The sequence below is a fragment of the Rhizobium sp. C4 genome (assembly GCF_021026315.1).
Lineage (GTDB): Bacteria > Pseudomonadota > Alphaproteobacteria > Rhizobiales > Rhizobiaceae > Ensifer_A.
The window spans coordinates 14,162-32,444 of record NZ_JAJNCX010000018.1 but is presented as its reverse complement, the minus strand read 5'-3'; the positions used below and the strand labels follow the sequence as shown (position 1 = coordinate 32,444).

Here is an 18,283-nt window from a genome sequence, read left to right as displayed (position 1 = left end):
TTACGCAGCCTTCGGACGATACTCCCGTTCCGACATTTGTCAATTCTTGCAGGTTGTACAGCTTTTGCGACAAGACACGTCCGCTTGAGCACTCGTATTGCTATCAACCTGCTGCCAACGCTATGCAGAAAGACTGTATTTCCTCTGAACTTCGCAATTACGCCCCCGTGTGACCGCTGGTCGTGTTAACGAGTCCACCCGATGTTTCGTCATCCATGGGTCCGAAGTCACGTCGAAACGCGGTCCATCAATCTCCAGAAATGATGCGATACTCCCATGCAGCAACCCTTTTTCTTTGAATATTTCGGTAAGATGTTTTGAACAAAACAGATCTTCGCGCTGTTCAAGATAGTCAGTTTTCAATTTGGAAAACGGCTCCGAAACCAGACTGAAATCCGGACAAAGCTTTGCTTTTCAATATGTGTTTTCAGAGATGGGTAGAAGGACGAGGGCCCGATCATCGTTTTGCAGGCGTCCGAGGCCGGCGCCTGCATCCCCCAGAGGACACATGCTCGGCTATGCGCGGCATTTTTGATTAACCAATGCTTATTTGCCGTTTGTTAAATTTCGCCTCAATCTCACTCGCATCTTGGGGAAGCATATGTTCGGCATAAGATCGAAGGCGGAAGCGAAAGAACTCCAGTCAAAATTCGAGACTGCACAGGAACGTCTCGATCTTCTGGATGGATATTGCGGCGTAGGGCTTTGGGAGGCCTATCTGCCGGAGGCAAACGGTCAGCATCCGCAGTCACGTTGGCGCTATTCTTCCGAACTGAGGCGCATCACGGGCTATACGGAGGCCGAATTCCCAGACACGCTGGAAGCATGGATCTCGAGAGCCCATCCGGACGATCTGGAACGCGTCTTCACGGGTCTCGGCCAATTCCTGAGCGACAAGAGCGGAAAGGCGCGCTACACGGAAACCTTCCGCATCAAGATCAAGGAAGGGTCTTACCGCTGGTTCCGCTCGACCGCCGGCGCCCGCTATCTCCCCGATGGAACGACTGTGAGAGTGTGCGGCACGTTCACGGATATCCATGAACAGTTCGTGCTGCGCGAACAGTCCGAGGCGGTTGCCCGCGAGGATCAGGAAACGATTACCGCCCTTCGCTCGGCCATGACCGCGCTGGCGGCAGGCGACCTGACCTACCGGATCGACGCCACGCTGCCGGCAAAATCCGAGATTTTGAAACGCGACTTCAACACGGCAACGCAGCAGCTTGAAGAGGTGATCACCGCCGTGGTGGAGGCTGTCCATAGCATCAGTGGCGGTTCTTCTGAAATCAGCCGCTCGACGGACGATCTTTCGCGCCGCACCGAACAGCAGGCAAGCTCGCTCGAAGAAACTGCCGCGGCAATTGACGAGATCACGTCCACCGTGCAGCGGACCGCTCAAAACACCAACGAACTGGCGTCTGCCACGTCCAAGACGCGCCAGGCCGCCGAACATTCCGGCAGCGTCGTCCAGAACGCGATTTCCGCCATGTCGCAGATCGCGCATTCCTCAGGCCAGATCAGCCAGATCATCAGCGTCATCGACGAGATTGCCTTCCAAACCAACCTTCTGGCGCTGAACGCAGGCGTCGAGGCCGCACGTGCAGGTGATGCCGGCAAGGGCTTCGCCGTCGTCGCGCAGGAAGTGCGCGAACTGGCGCAACGCTCCGCCAATGCCGCCAAGGAAATCAAGCAGCTCATCTCGACCTCGAGCGATCAGGTCGGCAAGGGCGTCAACCTCGTCGGAGAGACCGGCAAGGCGCTGGAAACGATCGTCACCGAAATCGCCAGCATTACAGGCCTGATTTCCGAAGTCGCCCAGTCCGCCAAGGAACAAGCGACCGGCATTCGCGAAATCAACAGCGCGGTCAACCAGATGGACCAGATGACACAGCAGAACGCCGCGATGGTGTCCAATACAGCCCATTCCAGCCATTCCCTGGCATCGGAGGCGGCGCATCTCGCCGAACTGGTCTCTCGCCTCAAGGTCGGCGGGACGAAAAACGCCTACGGAACAAACCGCCGCGCCGCCTAAGATTTACTCGAGTTACAAGCCCCTTTAAGTCGAGCTCTTCCGATTATGTCATGCAAAAGGAAGATCTCCGGCACATAGGGGTGAGAGATAGGTCCCGGACGTCAAAAGCCCGCTGGTATTACCTGGCGGGCTTTTTCGTTTTATTTGATGTTGCGAGTTTGGTTGTGGGGGGCCTGATTGCACAGAGACTTGGCAATTCGCCATGAATTCTCGGATTAGAAACCGCCGAGAGACGGAAATCGTCTCCAACTCTTTGGATCGAGTGACCATGACGAAGGCGACGCTTGCTGCCGTATTCCCCCAACGAGTATGGATCTGATCCGTGCGTTCGCGAATAAGGCGGATCGTTGAACAGCGCCGGGTTTCGGCATTGTCGTTCGCCGCTGACGTTCGCTCACCTGACAGCAGCGCTGTCTACACGGCGGTCCCAACCAAGGCACCGATGCCTGCCGTTAGGGCCATGGCAAAGGCACCCCAAAAGGTGACGCGGAGCGTCGCTTTCAGCACGTTCGCGCCGCCTGCCTTCGCACCAATCGCCCCGAGAAGGCCGAGGAACAGGATGGAGGCAGCCGAGACGATCACCACGAGCAGGTGGGCCGGGGCCAGCCACACCATGGCGAGTGGCATGAATGCGCCGAGTGAGAATGTCAGGGCCGAGGTCAGTGCGGCAACGATGGGCCTTGCCTAGTGATTTCGGAAATGCCGAGTTCCTCACGCGCATGCGCCTCCAGCGCATCCTTCTGCATCAATTGCTCGGCCACGCGCCGGGTCAGCTCAATCTCCACGCCGCGCTTCGCGTAAAGCTGGGCAAGCTCCTCGCGCTCCTCAGCCGGCTGGGTCTCCAGCTCAACTCTCTCCCGCGCCAGATCGGCCTGCTCGGTATCGGCCTGCGAACTGACCGAAACATATTCGCCGGCTGCCATCGACATGGCACCGGCCACCAGACCAGCAACCCCGGCGATCAGGATTTGAGAACTGCCGGCGGCAGACGCGGCTACGCCGACAATGAGGCTCGCCGTCGAGACGATGCCGTCATTTGCTCCGAGCACAGCGGCGCGCAGCCATCCGATACGGGAAACGAGGTGGTTTTCACGATGAAGGCCTTTCATGATTTCCTCCGGATCGTGCCCTCAAGACGCGCAGAAAGAGCGATGGTGTTGGAGATCGTCCCGTATTTGCGGACATTCTTGTGCAGCAGTTCGAGACGTTGATCCGTTTCGTCAGTCTCGACCACAAGCTCGTAATCGACGGAAACGATCAGCGGCGGGCTGTCCTGCCGAACGGCATGAAGGTGCACCTCGACACCGTTAAGCGAGAAATCGAGGAGTGGCGTGACGCGCTCAATCCCCTTGATCATGCAGGCAGCAATCGCCGCCAGCAGCAGTTCTGCCGGATTAAAGGCATCCGCTGTGCCGGAAAGCCCCGTCGCCAACCTGATCTGCGCATCCTTGGTGCGCGCGACGCTTTCTCGCTGGTCGATCCGTTGCGCGGAGACACTGTATTCGAGCATCAAAAATCCTCCTCCGGACACAACCTGCCGGACATCCGTGCAACACGCTACCACGTGCCAAGGCATCCCGATTGACCGGCATCAAGGCGGAGGCATTTTCAAATTGGTAGATATTGCCCATCTGCAAACGAAATCAGCAGCGAGGAAGCCGCTGCTCAGATGCCAACGACACCGGGGCGTTGGCTGCGGAAATCGATAAGTCGCCATCAGAACATCACGCATCGGGGAGGAACCGGAATGTTTATCCGGGAAATGAGCAAGAACGACTGCATTGCCCTCATTGCCGAACAGCGTTTGGCGAGGCTGGCCTGTGCCAAGGACAATATTCCCTATGTCATCCCGATCTACTACGCTCTCCATGGGAACCGGCTCTACGCCTTCTCGATGCCGGGCAAAAAGATTGAGATTTTGAGGTCCAATCCGCGTGTCTGCCTGCAGATCGATCGATATGGCGACAACCATCATTGGATGAGCGTCGTTGTCGACGCGAACTTTACCGAATTGCCGGACGATGAGGCGAGCCGCCCGGAAAGGATGCAGGCCTGGTCCCTTCTCGCACAACATTTCGATTGGTGGGAGCCGGGCGCATTAAGCCCAACCCAGGAACCGCCGCGATCCTCCTCTACGCATATCTTCTTCGCCCTCGACATTATTGATGTCAGCGGCGTCGAGGCCGAAAATGACGACGGCGGACCCGAAGCCTGATCCGGTGCCGGCAGCGGGATGATCGCCGGCAGGGCATACCCGCCAGTCTTCAATTCAAGAAGCCGGCATGGACGACTTCCGCCAAGCCTCTATGGAGCCCTTGGACGCGACTTTGTCTCGTATGCTCAGAACGCTGTCGAAAAAGTCGATCCCGCGATCGGAGCGGATGGGGGAGATGTCATGCATGACGGCGATGACGGTTGCTTCCTGACAGGCGTCCTTGATCGTGCGGTGAAACGCCCGTGCCGCCTCGGCGTCGAGCGCGCTTGTCGCCTCATCCAGAAAGATCAGCCCGGGTCGCAGCAGCAGTATCCTTGCAAGGACGAGCTTCTGCTTCTGTCCACCCGATAGAAGCTGATCCCAGCTCTGGCCGTCACGACCATCGTCCGACAATGCGTCGGCAAGCGCTTCGAGCCCGGCCTGAGACAGGGCTGCCCTGATGCTTGCTTCGGAATGCGCGCTGACCGGGTCGGGAAGGCAGATGAGTTCTCGCAAGGACACGGCCTGGAGCCTGATGTCCTGCGCCGCATAGAGTGCACGGACATGCCGGGGCGTGAGGATCGAACCGCGACCATGCGCCCAAAGCCTGTTCATCGCCTTCAGAAGCGATGTCTTGCCGCTTCCCGACTCCCCGACAATCAGCGTCCATTCGCCCGGTGCGAATTCCAGCCGGTCGGCAACGAGGAAAGGCTGTTCGACGCGGGCATGCAGCAATTCCAGTTTCTCGACCATCACGCCGCGCGCGGCATCCTGCTTCGAGTACTTGAAGTCGCACGGGCCGCTTTGCGCATAAAACGCCTCGGGTTGCTGGACACATTCGATCGCCTGCGCGAGGTCGGTTATCCGCCGGGCATTGGCCCGGAGCGTGGCGATATCGGGCATGACATGGATGAACCAGGAACAGTCATTGATGAGGGCATTCGCAAGCTCGGCGCCCGTGACGTATTGTTGGAGACTGATCGTCTTGTTGATGTAGGGAATGAGATTGGGCGCGTAGGCGACGATCCGCGCGCCGACGAAGTTGTGAACAAGCTCGAACCCCATATAGGCGGCCGTGACCTTGTTCTGGCTGGCCCAGGTCTGGTCTATATCCCGATATCTCCGCTGATTGACGGCTTTCTGGGCTCTTTCGGCGTGGAGGACCGCGACGTGGAAGCTCCTGTGTAGAAAGGTGTTCAGCTCGTTGCGGTAACCGCCTTCCGCCCATTGCATGCGGACAGAGAGCCGCTGGAGAAGGCCGCCGAGCCTGGCAGCCATGAGGGTGTTGATCGGCACATAGACCGCAATCGCCACGAAGGCGAGAACGGCGCTGCCATAACTGCCCAGAAACATAAGCCCGCTGACCTCGGTCGAGGTTTCGATCAGTTTGCTGCCGACGAAACCGAGGGAGAGCACGACGCCGGCGACGCCCATTGCCAGCCCGATGGCGCCGCCGGTCATTCCCTTGATGGATTCCTGGATGCGCTGATCGATATTGTCCGGTGCCGGAACTGACGTTCCTGCCGCGTCGGCTCCGATCTGCTGCAGGTGGAAATGGGTATGATTGGAATCGAACAGTGCTTCGTTGAAGCGCTGGTCGAGCCAGGCCCGCCATCGGCGATGAAGCGTGGTCGACAGGAAATGGCGTGTCGCGGTGAAGCCTGCGTCTCGCAGGATTGCAATACCCGCAAGCGTCGCAAAGGTCGTCAGCAGGGTCGAGAGCGTAGTTGGCGTCGCGGGATCGTGGAAATAGGCGATCCGGTTGATCAGTTCGCCGGAGGTAACGGCAAACCAGACATTCGCCTTCGCGTAGAAGGCCGTCAGGATCAGGATCGCAACCGTGATGCCCCAGGCCTCTCGCCACCGCTCGGAGAGCCAGTAGGCGCTCATCAAACCCCAGAACCCGCGCATGGATGCGACCGGGCTAGAATGGCGCACTTCCCGTCTGCCGAAAATCCTGTCGATGAACGCATCCCGAAGGCCGGAGCGATTCCGCATGACGATTGTACCTTTCCGACGGCATACGGGGGCGGCAGGCACTTTGGGGCCGCAGAATTCGAACCCCACGCTCTCTCTCCGACTCAGCAGTTCGATGGTGGCCCAGGTCGTCGTCGCCGATGACGACGCGCGGGACCGGCACCGCGCAAAACAGGCAAGTCGCATCCCCCAACCTGAAGCGTACCGTAAAAGCCCTCGATTCCTCCGGGGAATAGCTACACCTCAATCAGAACGCGTCCCTTGACCTGTATCAATTCCAAAAGGGTGTATAAGGTCTAGCTTAAGATCGTGACGAGTTTCGGAACCGTCACGCGCACCCGCAGAGGTGCCCTCGGCATTGATTTGAGGTTCGTTCCGCAGATGGAACCCAGCTCGCTAACGATAGTTCTTCAAAGCAAGGAATACGAGCATGAGCATTCCGACCGTGGACGTGGTCCGCGTCCAAAGCCCTGTTTCTGAAACCAAGCTCGGCCTGCTGCCTCTGGTGGCGCTGGTGGTCGGATCGATGATCGGGGGCGGTGTCTTCAGCCTGCCGCAAAACATGGCGAAGGGCGCGTCGCCCGGCGCTGTCATGATCGGATGGCTGATCACGGGCGTCGGCATGCTGGCGCTGGCCTTCGTCTACCAGAGCCTGTCGACCCGAAAGCCCGCGCTGGACGCCGGTCCCTATGCCTATGCCCGCGCCGGCTTCGGCGATTTCGTCGGATTTAATAGTGCGTGGGGTTACTGGCTGAGCGCCTGGATCGGCAATGTCTCCTATGTCGTTCTGATCTTCGGGGCGCTGAGCTATTTCTTTCCCGCGTTCGGCGCAGAAGGGAATACGTGGCAGGCGATCGTCGGGGCGTCCATTCTGCTTTGGGCCACGCATGCCCTGATCCTGATGGGCATTCGCCAGGCCGCCATCATCAACGTCCTGACGACGATCGCCAAGCTCGCACCGATCGTGCTGTTCATCGCGCTTGTTGCGATCGCCTTCCGTCTTCCAACATTTCGCCTGGACCTCTGGGGCACGGAAACACCGGCGCTCGGCAATATCCTCACCCAGGTCAAAAGCACGATGCTGGTCACGCTCTGGGTCTTCATCGGCATCGAAGGCGCCAGCGTCTATTCCGCGCGGGCGGCCAAACGGGCCGATATCGGACGGGCAACGATCATCGGCTTCGTCATCGCGCTTGCGGCCTATCTTGCCGTCTCGCTTCTCTCCTTCGGCATCATGAGCCAGCCGGAACTCGCCGGCCTGCCGGCCGCTGCCTCCATGGCCAATGTTCTTGAAAAGATTGCCGGCCCCTGGGGCTCCGTCGTCGTCCGGATCGGGCTCGTCGTGTCCGTCGCCGGCGCCTTCCTGAGCTGGACGCTGTTTGCCGCCGAAATCCCCTATCGCGCCGCCAAGGAGGGGATGTTGCCGGACATCTTTGCCGTTGAAAACAGCAAGGGCTCGCCGTCGGGAGCGCTCTGGATCACCAACCTGCTCGTACAGGCTTTTCTGATTCTCACCTTCTTTGCGAATTCGACCTATCTGGCCCTCTTCTTCATCGCATCGACGGCCATCCTTGTCCCTTACGTGCTTTCCGGCGCTTACGCCCTCAAGCTCGCCATCAGCGGCGAGGCCTATGGCCCGGGCGAAGCACGCGGCCGCGATCTGTTCACGGGCGCCATTGCGACGGTCTACGGTTGCTGGCTGATTTACGCAGCCGGCCCGAACTATCTGCTGATGTGCGCGCTTCTCTATGTCCTCGGCGTTCCCGTCTACTGGTGGGCACGGCATGCCAGGGCGGAAAAACCGTTCTCCGGCCTCGAGGCGCTTCTCGCGGCGGCGATCGGTCTGGCGGCGGTCGTCGCCGGATACCTCATGTGGATCGGCGCCATCAGCGCCCTCTAAATCCTTCTATTTTCAACATGATCCAATCGACCTTCGTTCCACTCCGATCGGATGATGCTCTGGCGGCCATTGGCCGAGGAAGACGACAATGAACAATTCCCTTCCCCTGGGCGTGCATTCCGAAACAGGAACCTTGCGGCAGGTGCTGGTCTGCCGCCCCGGCCTTGCCCATCGACGCCTCACGCCGACAAACCGGGAGGAGCTGCTTTTCGACGACGTTTTCTGGGTCAAGCAGGCCCAGAAGGACCACGATGTCTTTACCGGCGTGATGCGGGAACAGGGTGTCGAGGTGCTGGACGTCAACACGCTGCTCGCCGAAACCCTCGAAATTCCTGAAGCCCGCGCCTTCGTGCTGGATCACCGGATCGCAGCCGATCAGGTCGGCATCGGCATGATCGCCGAGTTGCGCGCCTGGATGGAGGAACTGCCCCGACCTCGCCTTGCCGACTTTCTGCTCGGTGGGCTCGCGGTCGACGATCTCCCCTTCAAGCCGACCGGCCTGTTTGGAAGCTACCTTGGCCATCACGGCTTCATCCTGCCGCCGCTGCCGAACGCCCTGTTCACCCGCGACAATTCCGCGTGGATCTATGGCGGTGTCGCGGTCAATCCTATGTTCTGGCCGGCCAGACGGCCTGAAACGCTGCTGACGGCGGCGATTTACAGGTTTCATCCCAAATTCGCCGGCAAGGTGACGGTCCATTGGGGCGATCCGTCAAAGGAGCACGGGCTGGCAACGCTGGAGGGCGGCGATATCATGCCGGTTGGAAACCGCACGGTTCTCGTTGGCATGGGCGAGCGGTCGTCTCCACAAGGCATCGGGCAACTTGCAGAGGCTCTGTTCAGCAAGAGCGTTGTCGATCGGGTTCTGGCCTTCCGCATCCCGAAGTCGCGTGCCGCCATGCATCTCGATACCGTCTTCACGCTCTGCGGCGGCGATGTCGTGACGACGTTCAAGGAGGTTGCGGACGAACTCGTCTGCTATGACATCAGGCCGGGTGATGGCAAAACGCCCCTCTCCTTCCGCCATGACCCGCGACCGATCTTCGAGATCGTGGCCGAGGTTCTCGGCTATCGAAAGCTTCAGATCGTGCCCACCGGCGGCGCGACAGAGGAAGAGCGTGCGCGCGAGCAGTGGAACGACGGCAACAATGTTCTGGCGCTGAGACCCGGCGTCGTCGTCGGTTACGACAGAAACGACGATACGAACGCGGCGCTCAAAGCCGTCGGCATCGACGTGCTGGCCATTCCCGGCGCGGAACTCGGCCGAGGTCGCGGTGGGGGCCATTGCATGAGCTGCCCGACCATCCGCGACGCAACCTGACTTCAAGGAGCATTTCCATGGCCTTCAATCTGAAGAACCGAAGCCTGCTGACGCTTCGCGATTACACGCCGCGCGAGATCAGCTTTCTCATCAAGCTTGCGGCGGACCTGAAGACGGCAAAATATGCCGGCACCGAGGTCCCAAGGCTAAAGGGCAAGGACATTGCCCTCATTTTCGAGAAGGATTCGACCCGAACCCGTGTCGGCTTTGAAGTCGCGGCCTTCGATCAGGGCGCGCGCGTCACCTATCTCGGACCAACGGGAAGCCATATCGGGCACAAGGAATCGGTCAAGGATACGGCCCGCGTTCTTGGCCGCATCTATGACGCGATCGAATATCGGGGCTTCGGCCAGGCGATCGTCGAGGAACTGGCGAAATATTCCGGCGTGCCCGTCTATAACGGCCTGACCAATGAATTCCATCCAACCCAGATCCTGGCCGACTTCCTGACCATGCAGGAACATGTCGAAAAGCTCCTGCATCAGGTCGCCTTCGTTTTCATCGGCGACGCCGCCAACAACATGGGCGGCAGCGTGCTGATCGGCGGCGCCAAAATGGGCATGGACGTTCGGCTTTGTGCGCCGGAGGCATGCTGGCCGTCTGCCGAAATTCGCCACGAGGCGGACGAGATCGCCAAAGAAACCGGCGCGCGGATCACGATCACGGCGGATATCGGACAGGCGGTCAAGGATGTCGACTTCGTCTATACCGATGTCTGGGTTTCGATGGGCGAGCCGAAGGAGAAATGGGCAGAACGTATCAAGCTGCTCATGCCCTATCAGGTCAACGCGGCGCTGATGAAACGGACCGGAAATCCGAGAACCCGCTTCATGCATTGCCTGCCGGCATTTCATAATACGGAGACGAGCGTCGGTGCCGACATCAAGGCCCAGTTTGGCATCGATGCCATGGAAGTCACGGAAGAGGTCTTTGAAAGTCCGGCCTCGATCGTCTTCGATCAGGCGGAAAACCGTCTGCACACCATCAAGGCAGTCCTCGTTGCAACGCTGGGGGATTGAGAATGCTGGTCGTGGCAGCACTCGGCGGCAACGCCCTTCTCAGGCGCGGCGAGGCCCTGACGGCAGAGGCGCAACGCAAAAACGTTCAGGTCGTCGCCCGGTCGCTGGCCGCCATCATCCGGGCGGGCCACAGACTTGTCGTCACGCATGGCAACGGTCCGCAGGTTGGCCTGCTCGCCCTGCAAGGCGCCGCCTACAAGCCGGATGAGGCCTATCCGCTGGATGTTCTCGGCGCAGAAACCGAGGGCATGATCGGCTATATGATCGAGCAGGAACTGGAAAACGCGCTGGATCACACAAGACCGGTGGCGACCGTCCTGACACAGGTGATTGTGGACCCGAAGGATCCGGCTTTCGGCAAGCCCGGCAAATTCGTCGGCCCGGTCTATGAACAAGCTGAAGCGGAAAGCCGCGCGAAGGCGGCCGGATGGACCGTTGCGAGAGACGGCGACAAGTGGCGTCGTGTTGTTCCCTCGCCGAAGCCCGTCGAGATCCCGGACTGGAAGGTGCTGAAGCTGCTGCTCGACAACGGCGTGATCGTCGTCTGCACCGGCGGCGGGGGTATCCCGGTCGTCAGACGCAACGACGGCAGCCTGCTCGGCATCGAGGCGGTCATCGACAAGGATGCCGCAAGCGCCCTGCTGGCGCGTTCGCTCGGCGCTGATGCGCTGCTATTGTTGACGGATGTTGCCGCGGTCTTTCGTGATTTCGGCAGCGGGAATGCCGTCGCCATTGCCGAACTGACGCCGGAGGCTGCGCGCACCCTGGGTGCCCCGGAGGGTTCCATGCGGCCGAAGCTCATTGCTGCGGCCGACTTTGCCGAAGCAGGAGGATTTGCGGCAATCGGACGGCTTGAGGATGCCGAAGGCATACTGAACGGCCATGCGGGCACGCGGATTGCCAAAAGCCACGATCTCGGTGGCGCGTTGCGCTCATGAGCAAGATGGAACCCCTCATGACTTTCGCAGTTGGAACCCGAGGCGCAAGGCAAGAGCATTGGAGCAAACCTGCGTGACACCAAATCCATCCGATCTCGAACTCCGGACACTGGCGGCAGCCAGCGTTTCCGACGTGCTTGCGAAACTGAAAACAGGTTCTGATGGCCTCTCCGGTCAGGAGGTCAAGGCACGTCTTGAAACCTACGGACCCAATATAGCGGGCGGGCGTGACAGCTCGCCTCTGCTTCTGGAGCTTTGGAACAAATTCAAGAACCCGCTGAACATATTGCTGTTCGGGCTTGCCGGCCTCTCCTGGCTGCTCTCGGATCTGCGCTCGGCCGCCGTGATTGCGACCATGGTCGTGCTCAGCATTGGCCTCGGCTTCATTCAGGAGCATCGCTCCAGCAAGGCGGCGGCAAAGCTTGCCAATATGGTGCGTGTCGAGGTCATGGTGAAACGACAGGGCGCTGCCGGCGCGGATGCCGAGGGGTTTGCCGCGATCCCGCTGGATGGGCTTGTTCCGGGTGATATCGTCAAGCTCTCGGCGGGCGACATGGTGCCGGCCGATGTCCGCTTGTGCAGCGCGAACGATTTGTACGTCAACCAGTCGACACTGACCGGCGAATCCATGCCTGTCGAAAAAAACGACGCCATCGCGAAGGTGACCGACGAGAACCCGCTGGCGCTGCCCAATATCTGCTTCATGGGATCGAGCATTTCCAGCGGATATGGCACGGCCGTCGTCGTTCACACCGGCGACGCCACTTCGTTTGGAACGCTGGCGCGCCAGATCATGGCCGCCGACACCGAAACGAGCTTCGATCGCGGCATCCGAAGCTTTTCCTGGCTGATGCTGCGCTTCATCCTCGTCATGGTGCCGCTGGTTTTCCTCATCAATGGCCTGACCAAGCACGATTGGCTGGAAGCGCTGTTCTTTGCCGTGGCCGTCGCTGTCGGACTGGCGCCGGAAATGCTGCCCATGATCGTCACCGTGAACCTGGCACAGGGAGCGATGGCGATGGCGAAGAAACATGCCATCGTGAAGCGGCTGGATGCGATCCAGAATTTCGGCGCCATGGACGTGTTGTGTACCGACAAGACAGGCACGCTGACACAGGACCGCGTCGTCCTCAAACTGCATCTCGATGTGGCAGGACACAACGACGATAATGTCCTGAAATACGCCTATCTCAACAGCCACTTTCAAAGTGGGCTCCGGAACCTTCTGGACGTTGCAATCCAGAACCATGCCGAGCTTGAGGAACATCTCTCAGTCGATGGCGGCTACAGCAAGATCGATGAGATCCCCTTCGATTTCAATCGCCGACGCCTCTCGGTCGTCGTTGGGACGCCCGAGGGCAAAACGCTGCTGATCTGCAAGGGGGCCGTCGAGGAGGTGCTCGCCGTCTGCGCCGATTGCCGAACGGCCGACGGAAGCAGGCCGCTCGATGCAGCCCACCGCACCAGCATTGCCGACGTGACCGCGCGGCTTAATGGCGACGGCTTTCGCGTCATTGCCCTGGGCACCAGAGAGATTGCCGAACCGAAATCATCCTATCATGCCGGCGACGAGGCCGGCCTGACCCTTCAGGGCTTTGTCGCCTTTCTCGATCCGCCGAAGGAAACGGCCGCCGCCGCGCTTGCTGCCCTTGCTGCATCGGGCGTCTCGATCAAGATCCTGACGGGCGACAACGATCTGGTGACGTTGAAGACATGCCGGGATGTCGGACTGACCGTGACAGGCGTTGCCACAGGCCATGAAATCGAGGCGATGGATGACGAGGCTTTGCGCAAGGCAATTGAGCGGACGAATGTCTTTGCCAAGGTCTCACCCGCGCAAAAAGCCCGCATCATTGCAGCCCTGCAGGCCAGCGACCATGTCGTCGGCTTTCTGGGAGACGGCATCAATGACGGGCCGGCGCTGAAGCGGGCGGATGTCGGCATATCGGTTGATACGGCCGCCGACATCGCCAAGGAATCCGCAGACATCATCCTTCTCGAAAAGAACCTTGCGATCCTCAATGAAGGCGTTCTCGAAGGGCGGCGGGTGTTCGGCAACATCGTCAAATATATCAAGATGGGTGCCAGCTCGAGTTTCGGGAACATGTTCAGCGTGCTCGGCGCATCCATGTTCCTGCCCTTCCTGCCGATGGCGCCGCTGCAGGTTCTGGCGAACAACCTGCTTTACGATTTTTCGCAGACGACGATCCCCACCGATACGGTGGACGAGGAGTATCTGCAGCAGCCCCGCAAATGGGAAATAGGCAACATCATGCGCTTCATGCTGTTCATTGGCCCGATGAGCTCGATCTTCGACTATGCGACCTATTTCACCATGCTCTACGTGTTCGATGCCTGGAGCAATCCGTCGCTTTTCCAGACGGGCTGGTTCGTGGAATCCATCCTGTCCCAGACGCTGATCATCCATGTCATCCGCACGAAGAAACGGCCCTTCATCGACAGCTGGGCAAGCCCGCCGCTGATCATTTCGACGATCATCATCTGTGCCATCGCCGTTGCGCTGCCATACTCGCCGCTGGCAGGAACGCTTGGCCTGCAGCCGCTTCCGCTGCTCTACTGGCCGATCGTCGCATCGTTCCTCGTCGGCTATGCCGTGCTGACGACAATCGTCAAAACGTGGTTCATCCGGAAATGGGGGATGTGATCGGGTTCGGCCCTGGACTGCCATGCTTATTGATCTTGATCAAAACCGACCCCACCCCATAGGCATAGGCTGATCCGGCCTGTTGTCGAAAAGATAAAGAACAAGACTGGAGGGCCTATGCCCAAGCAATCGATAAGGAACGTTACCGTCGCTGGAACCGGTGTTCTCGGCGCACAGATCGCCTTTCAAACGGCCTTTCACGGCTTCGATGTCACGGTCTACGACATCAACGACACCGTGCTTGAAGGCGCAAAGGCCAAGTTTACGGCCCTGAAGCAAACCTATATCGCCGAGGTCGGCGCCACGCAGGCGGCGGTCGATGCCGCATTCGACCGCATCGCCTATAGCTCCGACCTGAAGACGGCCGTCGCGGACGCCGATCTGATGATCGAGGCGGTCCCGGAGAACGTCGATATCAAGCGCGCTTTCTATGCGGAACTCGCCAAGGTCGCGCCGCCGAGCACGATCTTTGCCAGCAATTCTTCGACCATGCTGCCGAGCCAGTTTGCCGCCTTCACCGGCCGTCCCGAGCATTTCCTGAACCTGCACTTCGCCAATCAGATCTGGACCCACAACACGGCGGAAATCATGGGCCACCCCGGCACCGATCCGGCGGTCTTCGATGCGGTGGTGGCATTTGCGAAAGCGATCGGCATGGTCGCGCTGCCGCTGAAGAAGGAGCAGCCGGGATATCTGCTCAACACGCTGCTCATTCCCATGCTGAACGCGGCGCTGCAATTGCTGGTCAACGAGGTCGCCGACGCCCAGACCATCGACAAGACCTGGATGGTCGCCAACTCGATCGGCATGGGGCCATTCGCCATCCTCGACATTGTCGGCCTGACGACGGCCTACAACATTATCCGTAACGGCGCCGAGCAAAGCAAGGATCCGGTGCAGCTTCGCATCGCCGAGTATCTGAAGACGAATTACATCGACAAGGGCAAGTTGGGTGCCGCGTCGGGCGAGGGTTTCTACCACTATCCGAACCCGGCTTACGCGCAGCCCGACTTCCTGACGTGACGACCTGGCCAGACACGCTGACGAACAACACGGATTGAATTGATGGTGGTTCCCGAACAAAACGGAAAGCCGACCGAGACCGTTTCGCGGAATGCGATGGTCGCCACAAAGCCCTATTCAGCCGTGACCGTTCCCCCGCAACACCCGGCAGACCCAGGCCCATCCCGCGATAACGAGCAGCGGCCACGACGCTGGCCATTGCTCGTCGCGCTGGCCATTGGCCTCGCCATCATCGCGGCCGTGCTCTACCGTCAGCCCTGGAAAACGACCGCGGCAACCGTGGCCGTGGAGGTCGTAGCCCCCGGGCCGATCACCCGTGTTCTTGCCATCAACGGGCGGATCGCGGCGCTTCGTTCCGTCGATGTCAAATCAACCGTCGCCGGAACGCTCACGACCCGCATGGCGCAGGAAGGTGACGTCGTGCAGCAGGGCGCAGTGCTTGCGACACTGGACGACACATCGCAGACCGCCGCCGTGCGGCAGAGCATTGCAACATTGCAGCAGGCTCAAGTCGCGCAAAGCCAGGCGAGCGAAGCGCTCGACCGCGCGGAGGCGCTTGGGGAAAACGTATCCCGCATGGCGCTTGAGGATGCCCGGCACGCCATGGCGCGCGCCGATCAGGAGGTCGGCAGGCTGCGCGCGCTTGTCGATCAGGCGCAGTTTCTGCTGACGAAGTTCAGCATCGTCGCCCCCATTGCCGGAACTGTCCTGAAGCGCAATGTCGATCCCGGTCAGGTCGTCGATCTCTCAACGCCGCTTTTCACGCTTGCGGATCTCAGCGACCTCGTGGTCGAGACGAATGTCGATGAACTCTACGCAACGCAGATCAAGGTCGGCATGCCGGCCCTCCTGCAACTGACGGGGGCGACAAGCACGCAGGAAGGCCATGTCACCTTCGTGGCGCCGGTCGTCGATGCCGGAACGGGCGGTCTTGCCGTCAAGATCGCGTTCGACAAACCTCAATTGGCACCCGTGGGGCTGACGGTGACGGCCAATATCATCGTTGAGCGCAAGGACAAGGCCATCTCGGCGCCACGGGCCGCCATCGTGACGAGCGGACAGGACCATGCCGTCTTCCTCGTTGCCACCGACGGGAAGGCGCACAAGACGGCCGTCAACGTCATCGACTGGCCCGCAGAACGGCTGCTCGTGACCGATGGCCTGAAGGCGGGAGACCGGTTGATCGTCGATGCCAATGGCCTTGCCGATGGAAAGAGCGTGAAGGTCAAGGGGCCGTAACATGCTCTATGCGCTCAAGATCGCCTCACGCTACATGACCTCCAACAAGGCGCAATCCGCGCTGCTCATCTTCGGGGTCGCGGTCGGCGTGTTCATCTTCATCTTCATGAGCGCCCTGATCGGCGGGCTTGCTGACTATATCCTGTCGCGCACGGCGGGCGATCTCTCTCATGTGACGATCGAAGCGGAGGCGCGCGTCCCCTCCTTGCTTTTGCCAGATGAAAAGGGCGCGGTCCTGCTGGTCCAGAAGAAGGATACCAGCCGCGAGGCCCGTCTCTCCTCCGTCGATGCCTTCATTCCCGTCATCGAGCAACTGCCGGGCGTCAAGGCTGTCTCCCGCGAGATCACCGGAGGCGGTTTCCTCAAGCGCGGCGTGCAGTCGGCGCAGGTGAGCGTGACGGGCGTCGAGCCCGCCAAGGTCTCCGCCATCATCAATCTGAAGTCTTATCTCGTCGCGGGAACGGTCGATCTGGGGCCGGGTAAGGTCCTGATCGGCAAGAAGCTGGCTGACGACATGAGCTACCGCCTCGGCCAGACGGTCGAGCTTCAGGCAGATACGGGCATCAGCCAGTCGCTGATCGTTTCGGGCATTTACGAGATCGGCTCCGGCGGCCCCGACCGCCGGCAGGTCTATGTCAGTCTTGCCGTCGCGCGAACGCTGTTTGCCTTGCCGCAGGGCGTCTCGCGGGTCGAGATCAAGCTCGCCGACCTCTATCAGGCGGATGCGACGACCGCGCGGATCAAGGCGATCACCGGCCTGCCCGCCACGTCCTGGACCGAGAATGCCGCCCAGCTTCTCGATGCGCTCAAGGCTCAGGCGCAGACAGGCCTCATGCTCAAATCCTTCGCGCTGATCACCATCGTCATCGGTATCGCGTCCGCGCTTCTCCTCTCCACCTATCGCAGGCGTCCCGAAATCGGGATCATGCGGGCCATGGGCGCGCCGCGCTCCTTCGTCGTCACCGTCTTCGTCATCCAGGGCGCGATGATCGGACTGGCCGGCGGCCTGCTCGGCGCGGGCCTTGGCTATCTCGTGCTGCTCGCCTTTCCCGGCCGTGAGGCCTTCAAGCCCGGCAATTTGCCGATCGACATCACGCAGGGCGCCTACGGGCTGGCAATCCTCTTGACCGTGATCAGCGCCACGCTCGCCTCCATTCTACCCGCGCGCGCCGCCTCGCGCGTCGATCCCGTCACGGCGATCGGCCAATGACGGAGCCCCTGCTCGATGTCCGCGATCTTTGGAAGACCTTCGGGGAGGGCGATGCCGCGACCCAGGTGCTGAAAGGTCTAAACCTTACAATGGCGCATGGCGAGATGTCGGCTCTGCTCGGACCATCCGGGTCCGGCAAGAGCACCCTGCTGACCATACTCGGCACATTGATGCGGCCGACATCGGGCCGCCACACGATGCTGGGACAAGATCTGACCTCAGCCAGCGACGAGGACCTCACGGAGTTCCGCAACCGGCATATCGGCTTCGTGTTCCAGTTTCACAATCTCCTGCCGGATTTTACAGCACTGGAGAACGTGATCTTGCCGACCGCCGTGCGGGAGGGACGAGAGACTTCGGCGGCCCGCGCGCGCGGACGCGAACTACTGGTCAGGATGGGCCTTGCCGACAGGATGGATTATCTCGCCACCAGCCTTTCCGGCGGGCAAAAGCAAAGGGTGGCCGTCGCCCGCGCGCTGATGAACAGTCCGGAACTGGTGCTGGCCGACGAGCCGACCGGCAATCTCGACCGCGCCGCCGCCAACCAGGTGATGGAGACGATCGACCGCCTCAATCGCGAGGAAGGCACGACATTTCTGATCTCGACCCATGACGACAAGATCGCCGCCAGATGCCGGCGTCAGATTCTCGTCGGCGACGGCCAGGTGACCGGGTAAGCCCACCGGCTGCTGCGACCTGGCATCCCGAGGCGCGCGAAACGACGCGTTTGAAATCCGCACCCGCTTTGCGTCTGTCCCCGGTGGCTGC

13 protein-coding genes and 1 pseudogene are annotated in these 18,283 nt (G+C 60.5%); 11 read left to right on the top strand and 3 right to left on the bottom strand.

Annotated features, from left to right (window positions below; genetic code table 11):
* Window positions 1–601 precede the first annotated feature (601 nt).
* Window positions 602–2,029, top strand: coding sequence for a methyl-accepting chemotaxis protein (locus LQK84_RS22685; RefSeq protein ID WP_230831076.1), 1,428 nt, complete (start codon window positions 602–604; stop codon window positions 2,027–2,029).
* A 414-nt stretch (window positions 2,030–2,443) separates the two neighbouring features.
* Here LQK84_RS22685 and LQK84_RS22680 read toward each other — a convergent pair.
* Together LQK84_RS22680 and LQK84_RS22675 are read right to left on the bottom strand one after the other, a co-directional pair.
* Window positions 2,444–3,138: pseudogene (locus tag LQK84_RS22680) on the bottom strand (VIT1/CCC1 transporter family protein).
* On the bottom strand, window positions 3,135–3,539 hold the full coding sequence (locus tag LQK84_RS22675) for an OsmC family protein (protein WP_230831075.1): 405 nt from the start codon (window positions 3,537–3,539) through the stop codon (window positions 3,135–3,137). Before LQK84_RS22675 ends, LQK84_RS22680 begins: the two are co-directional and overlap by 4 nt.
* Window positions 3,540–3,776: 237 nt before the next feature.
* On the opposite strand from LQK84_RS22675, the gene LQK84_RS22670 reads away from it, so the two are divergent.
* The gene (locus LQK84_RS22670; RefSeq protein ID WP_230831074.1) at window positions 3,777–4,244 is read left to right on the top strand and encodes a pyridoxamine 5'-phosphate oxidase family protein; all 468 of its coding nucleotides are present in this window, start codon (window positions 3,777–3,779) and stop codon (window positions 4,242–4,244) included.
* Between the two features lie 54 nt (window positions 4,245–4,298).
* Here the strand turns inward: LQK84_RS22670 and LQK84_RS22665 are convergent, their stop codons facing one another.
* Window positions 4,299–6,221, bottom strand: coding sequence for an ABC transporter ATP-binding protein/permease (locus LQK84_RS22665; protein WP_230831073.1), 1,923 nt, complete (start codon window positions 6,219–6,221; stop codon window positions 4,299–4,301).
* A 409-nt stretch (window positions 6,222–6,630) separates the two neighbouring features.
* Here LQK84_RS22665 and arcD point away from each other — a divergent pair, with 409 nt between their 5' ends.
* From arcD to LQK84_RS22620, 9 genes are all read left to right on the top strand, one after another.
* Window positions 6,631–8,100, top strand: coding sequence for an arginine-ornithine antiporter (gene arcD, locus LQK84_RS22660; protein ID WP_230831072.1), 1,470 nt, complete (start codon window positions 6,631–6,633; stop codon window positions 8,098–8,100).
* Between the two features lie 88 nt (window positions 8,101–8,188).
* The gene (locus LQK84_RS22655; RefSeq protein ID WP_230831071.1) at window positions 8,189–9,421 is read left to right on the top strand and encodes an arginine deiminase; all 1,233 of its coding nucleotides are present in this window, start codon (window positions 8,189–8,191) and stop codon (window positions 9,419–9,421) included.
* 17 nt (window positions 9,422–9,438) lie between these two features.
* Complete coding sequence (locus LQK84_RS22650; RefSeq protein WP_230831070.1) at window positions 9,439–10,440, top strand: ornithine carbamoyltransferase; 1,002 nt, start codon at window positions 9,439–9,441, stop codon at window positions 10,438–10,440.
* 2 nt (window positions 10,441–10,442) lie between these two features.
* Window positions 10,443–11,378: a carbamate kinase gene (gene arcC, locus LQK84_RS22645; RefSeq protein WP_230831069.1), complete on the top strand. Its 936-nt coding sequence runs from the start codon at window positions 10,443–10,445 to the stop codon at window positions 11,376–11,378.
* 73 nt (window positions 11,379–11,451) lie between these two features.
* The gene (mgtA, locus tag LQK84_RS22640; protein ID WP_230831068.1) at window positions 11,452–14,043 is read left to right on the top strand and encodes a magnesium-translocating P-type ATPase; all 2,592 of its coding nucleotides are present in this window, start codon (window positions 11,452–11,454) and stop codon (window positions 14,041–14,043) included.
* 117 nt (window positions 14,044–14,160) lie between these two features.
* Window positions 14,161–15,066 carry a 3-hydroxyacyl-CoA dehydrogenase gene (locus tag LQK84_RS22635; RefSeq protein WP_230831067.1) on the top strand — a complete coding sequence of 302 codons (906 nt, stop codon included), beginning with the start codon at window positions 14,161–14,163 and terminating at the stop codon, window positions 15,064–15,066.
* A 42-nt stretch (window positions 15,067–15,108) separates the two neighbouring features.
* A complete protein-coding gene (locus LQK84_RS22630; RefSeq protein WP_230831066.1) occupies window positions 15,109–16,305 on the top strand; it encodes an efflux RND transporter periplasmic adaptor subunit in 1,197 nt (398 codons plus the stop codon).
* Window position 16,306: 1 nt separating this feature from the next.
* Window positions 16,307–17,515 (top strand): ABC transporter permease, encoded by a 1,209-nt coding sequence (locus LQK84_RS22625; RefSeq protein ID WP_230831065.1) that lies wholly within the window; start codon window positions 16,307–16,309, stop codon window positions 17,513–17,515.
* On the top strand, window positions 17,512–18,192 hold the full coding sequence (locus tag LQK84_RS22620) for an ABC transporter ATP-binding protein (RefSeq protein WP_230831064.1): 681 nt from the start codon (window positions 17,512–17,514) through the stop codon (window positions 18,190–18,192). The genes LQK84_RS22625 and LQK84_RS22620 overlap by 4 nt, the downstream gene beginning before the upstream one ends.
* Window positions 18,193–18,283 lie beyond the last annotated feature (91 nt).

What these genes read in the sequence shown, in the direction of transcription:
- LQK84_RS22685 (WP_230831076.1), top strand. Translation starts at nt 602, where the DNA reads ATGTTCGGCATAAGATCGAAGGCGGAAGCGAAAGAACTCCAGTCAAAA.
- LQK84_RS22675 (WP_230831075.1), bottom strand. Translation starts at nt 3,539, where the DNA reads ATGCTCGAATACAGTGTCTCCGCGCAACGGATCGACCAGCGAGAAAGC.
- LQK84_RS22670 (WP_230831074.1), top strand. Translation starts at nt 3,777, where the DNA reads ATGTTTATCCGGGAAATGAGCAAGAACGACTGCATTGCCCTCATTGCC.
- LQK84_RS22665 (WP_230831073.1), bottom strand. Translation starts at nt 6,221, where the DNA reads ATGCGGAATCGCTCCGGCCTTCGGGATGCGTTCATCGACAGGATTTTC.
- arcD (WP_230831072.1), top strand. Translation starts at nt 6,631, where the DNA reads ATGAGCATTCCGACCGTGGACGTGGTCCGCGTCCAAAGCCCTGTTTCT.
- LQK84_RS22655 (WP_230831071.1), top strand. Translation starts at nt 8,189, where the DNA reads ATGAACAATTCCCTTCCCCTGGGCGTGCATTCCGAAACAGGAACCTTG.
- LQK84_RS22650 (WP_230831070.1), top strand. Translation starts at nt 9,439, where the DNA reads ATGGCCTTCAATCTGAAGAACCGAAGCCTGCTGACGCTTCGCGATTAC.
- arcC (WP_230831069.1), top strand. Translation starts at nt 10,443, where the DNA reads ATGCTGGTCGTGGCAGCACTCGGCGGCAACGCCCTTCTCAGGCGCGGC.
- LQK84_RS22635 (WP_230831067.1), top strand. Translation starts at nt 14,161, where the DNA reads ATGCCCAAGCAATCGATAAGGAACGTTACCGTCGCTGGAACCGGTGTT.
- LQK84_RS22630 (WP_230831066.1), top strand. Translation starts at nt 15,109, where the DNA reads ATGGTGGTTCCCGAACAAAACGGAAAGCCGACCGAGACCGTTTCGCGG.
- LQK84_RS22625 (WP_230831065.1), top strand. Translation starts at nt 16,307, where the DNA reads ATGCTCTATGCGCTCAAGATCGCCTCACGCTACATGACCTCCAACAAG.
- LQK84_RS22620 (WP_230831064.1), top strand. Translation starts at nt 17,512, where the DNA reads ATGACGGAGCCCCTGCTCGATGTCCGCGATCTTTGGAAGACCTTCGGG.